Annotated in this window: 3 protein-coding genes and 1 pseudogene; all 4 read left to right on the top strand. The window is 44.6% G+C overall.

Annotated elements, in window-relative coordinates; all coding sequences use genetic code 11:
* Positions 1 to 229, top strand: a pseudogene (locus tag VZ94_RS26310) (ABC transporter ATP-binding protein); the annotation flags it as partial.
* Positions 226 to 981, top strand: coding sequence for an ABC transporter permease (locus VZ94_RS21150; RefSeq protein ID WP_045780766.1), 756 nt, complete (start codon positions 226 to 228; stop codon positions 979 to 981). The pseudogene VZ94_RS26310 and the gene VZ94_RS21150, both read left to right, overlap by 4 nt.
* The gene (locus tag VZ94_RS21145) at positions 978 to 2276 is read left to right on the top strand and encodes a GldG family protein (RefSeq protein ID WP_045780765.1); all 1299 of its coding nucleotides are present in this window, start codon (positions 978 to 980) and stop codon (positions 2274 to 2276) included. The genes VZ94_RS21150 and VZ94_RS21145 overlap by 4 nt, the downstream gene beginning before the upstream one ends.
* A gap of 465 nt (positions 2277 to 2741) precedes the next feature.
* Positions 2742 to 3185 (top strand): DUF7088 domain-containing protein, encoded by a 444-nt coding sequence (locus VZ94_RS21135; RefSeq protein WP_052700816.1) that lies wholly within the window; start codon positions 2742 to 2744, stop codon positions 3183 to 3185.
* Positions 3186 to 3520: the final 335 nt, after the last annotated feature.

Raw genomic sequence — 3520 nt, 5'->3', positions numbered from 1 at the left:
CACACAACGACCCGCTGATTTAGACCAAGTTGCCAAAATACCAGGTGTTGACACCGTGACCGCTATAACACCTGAGATATTTCAAGTGCATTACCGCTTGCAAGCCAATCCGACTGCTGAACTCACTGAACTGATTAGAAGCCAAGGCTGGGAATTAGTAGAATTAACCCCTGTGAAAAAAACCATGGAAGATATTTTTATAGCACTCATACAGGAACATCAATCATGACGGCATTCATCATTGCCGAACGCGAGTTTAAAACCCTATTTTTAGCACCGTTAGCCTGGATTATCTTAGCGGTATTAGAAGCCTTATCGGCATTTATGTTTTTAACCCAAGTCGAAAAGTTCATGCGCTTACAAAAAACCTTAGCGCTTATCGACAACGCGCCAGGACTCACTGATATTGTCGTACTGCCGTTATATGGCAATGTTGGCATTTTGTTATTACTGGCAACGCCGCTATTAACGATGGGCGTTATTGCCAGCGAGCGGCGCTATAAAACCCTAACCTTGCTATTATCAGCCCCGATTAGCAGTGCAGCTATTATTCTCGGTAAATTTTTAGCCTGTTGGGGCTTGTTATTGGTGTTACTAGGGCTATTAACCTGTATGCCGTTATCGTTGTTATTCGGTGGAACACTCGATTTCGGCAAATTAGCCTGTAATTGTCTGGCATTAGCATTATTAAGCGCTGCGTTTACGGCAACAGGGGTTTATTTTTCCAGTCTTTCTTCACACCCCGTCGCCGCTGCGATTAGCAGCTTTGGCTTGTTATTACTGTTATGGATATTAGACTGGACTAGCAACTTTAGTGACGAACCGAGTCCGGTACTGAATTATTTATCACTGTTAAAACATTTCCAGCACTTACAAACCGGCTTGCTCAGCTCAGTGGATGTGTGCTTTTTCCTGTTATACACCGGTTTATTTTTATTCTTAAGCATCAGTCACTTAGATAAACTGAGACGACAACCATGAAGCTAAACAGGTTTAGGCACTTTCCTCGTGCCGTATTAACAGCACTGGTTCTATTGACGTTTATGCTATGCGCTTGGTTAACAATACAGTTTCCTGTTCAAATCGACGTCAGCGCACAACGCAATAACTCGTTATCTCAGGCTAGCACAGAGTTATTAGCCTCATTACCCGAAGCCATAGCCATCACAGCCTATATCCAAGCTGGCTCGCCGTTACGTTTACAAATCAACGACTTAATCAGCAAATATCAACAAGCGAAACCCAATATTGCGTTTCATTTTGTCAATCCCGATAACGAACCAGAAAAAGCACGCGAATTAGAACTAGGCCCAGAAGGTGCCATCATCGTCGAATACCAAGGCCGCAGCGAAAAACTAAAATTTATCGATGAAGCCACACTAAGCAATGCCTTATTACATCTGGCCTCGGCTAAAACCCGCTGGTTAAGTTTTATAACCGGTCACGGTGAACGCGCCATTGATGGCATGGCTAATTTTGATTATGGCGTGTTTGGCAAACAGCTCGCCGCACGTAATCTGAAAAGCGTGGCGATTCACTTAACAGAATTGCCTGATATACCGGATAACTCTGGTTTATTAGTGCTTGCCGCCCCTAGCGCGCATCTATTAGCGGGCGAGCTAGAAATGTTGCGCCGCTACATCGATAAAGGCGGTAATTTATTGTTGTTACTAGAACACGACACGCCGCAGCTAGAAGGGCTATTAATGCAACTCGGTTTAAGCCAATTGCCCGGCATCATGCTAGAAGCCAAGGCCAAAAAATTCGGCTTAGACAACCACGAATTCGTCCCAGTTAGCCAATACCCTTCGCATCCCATCACCCGAGGTTTACAAATTATTACGCTGTTTCCTGTGGTCTCGCCATTAACCCACAACCCAAACAGCGTATTTGACGCCAAAGCTATTTTACGCACAGACACCGGTATTTTAAGTGAAACAGGCGATAACAAAGAGCAAACCGTTAGCTTTGGCTGGGCGCTAACGCGCAGTTTAGCCAACGATAAAGAACAACGCATCGTCGTTATAGGCGATAGCGACTTTCTGTCCAACGCCTATTTAGGCAATGTCGCGAATTTAGATTTTGGTTTACGTGTCGTGAACTGGCTGTTACACGATGATAATTATTTAGACGTGCCCAACAAATCCGCACAAGATAAACAGCTTCGATTAAACCCACTGACCGTGGCTATCGTCGGGTTTGGCTTTTTGCTTATCTTGCCGCTAGCGTTGGTTAGCACGGGGTTAGTGATAAGTTGGCGGCGAAAACGGCGTTGAATGCTTATTAAAAAAACGTTTTTTATGACCATAGACATAACCGCAGCCAGTAAAAAACCAAGCATCCATTTATTAAAAACGGCCTCCCCTTTTAACACGGCTAGGTCAATTTTTATCGATGCTAAAGCAGTTTCAAACGCCGACTTAAGATCATCTTTAGTCACTAAGTTATCTTGCGCCTCGGAAATCACTCGGATAACCGTCTCCGCTTGGGTTTGATCAAAGCCTGCGGACTTTAGTTTATCGACTAACGCCAATGTATCGAAGGTTATTGTGACCATGTTATACGTCCCAATTCATATTTTGCCCAGTTTATCAACTTAGACACTTGAATGAAACTGCACCTCGTCTCCAGCACTTACAAACCGGCTTGCTCAGCTCAGTGGATGTGCTTTTTTTCCTGTTATACACCGGTTTATTTTTATTCTTAAGCATCCGACACTTAGATAAGCTGAGAAGACAACCATGAGAACAAACCTGCTTAGCCGTTTTACTCATGCCGCAGTCACAGCGCTCATGCTATTGGCATTCATGCTATGCGCTTGGTTAACAGTAAAGTTCCTATACAAATCGACGTCAGCGCACAACGCAACAACTCGTTATCTCAGGCAAGCACCGTTATTGGCCTCATTACCCGAAGCCATAGAGATTACGGCCTATATTCAAGCTGGCTCGCCGTTACGCTTACAAATCACCGATTTAATCAGCAAATATAAACAAGCCAAACCGAATATTGCGTTTCATTTTGTCAATCCCGATAACGAACCGGAAAAAGCACGGGAATTAGAACTAGGCACAGAAGGTGTCGTCATCGTCGAATACCAAGGTCGTAGTGAAAAACTGAAATTTATCGATGAAGCCACATTAAGCGAGGCATTATTACATCTGGCCTCGGCTAAAACCCGCTGATTAAGTTTTATAACCGGTCGCGATGAACGCGCCATTGATGGCATAGCTAATTTTGATTATGGGGTGTTTGGCAAACAGCTCGCCGCCCCGTTAAAACCAACGTCATAACTATGTGAGTAGTTTCAATCCACGCGCTTGCTTGAGGCACGACGGTTAGGTGGATAAGCCGTCTGTATATGACAGTTAGTTTCAATCCACGCGCCTGCGTGAGGCGCGACATTCAGCAGTCGGTGTTTATGCTGTTATCTACGACGTTTCAATCCACGCGCCTGCGTGAGGCGCGACTCAAGCAATCCTACAAAACTAGAGACAACTATGCGTTTCAATCCACGCGC

Origin of the sequence: Methylocucumis oryzae, from assembly GCF_000963695.1 — a bacterium.
Lineage (GTDB): Bacteria > Pseudomonadota > Gammaproteobacteria > Methylococcales > Methylomonadaceae > Methylovulum > Methylovulum oryzae.
Note: the sequence above shows the minus strand (reverse complement) of the source record. Positions and strands in the feature narration are given on the sequence as shown.